Raw genomic sequence first — 382 nt, forward strand, 5'->3', positions numbered from 1 at the left:
CTCTTGAATTTCGCTAAGGGCAGGCTTAGAAGCAAACTTCTTCGTCGCCAGCGGCGAGCCGCCCTCGTTCGTGAGGCGTATATAGTCGCCACCAACGACAACTGTCAACACACATCGAGAATGTTTTTGAACTTTTTGCGACAGAAATTTCGGACCCGATCTGTCGACAGCCAACTGCCCCAGGGGAACGCTGGCAACATGCGTGGCACGGCCAGGAAGGAGCCCTATTGCCGCCGCATTGCCGTTCGACACCAAAGCCATCGAATGTGGGCGCCGCCGATCGAGCAGCGCCTCTCTTAGGAGCCCTCCTATATAGGAGTGTGCGATGGGCCTTGCGGAGAAGGTACACCGCCCCGCCTGGTAGAGTGCTCTATAGGAGAAG

At 57.1% G+C, this 382-nt stretch carries 1 protein-coding gene; it reads right to left on the bottom strand.

Features of this window, described 5'->3' with window-relative positions:
• On the bottom strand, positions 1 to 261 hold a 261-nt coding region (locus EN925_RS40415), incomplete at its 3' end, for a hypothetical protein (RefSeq protein ID WP_128337525.1).
• Positions 262 to 382: the final 121 nt, after the last annotated feature.

Source organism: Mesorhizobium sp. M7A.F.Ca.US.006.04.2.1 (assembly GCF_004022915.1).
GTDB lineage: Bacteria > Pseudomonadota > Alphaproteobacteria > Rhizobiales > Rhizobiaceae > Mesorhizobium > Mesorhizobium ciceri.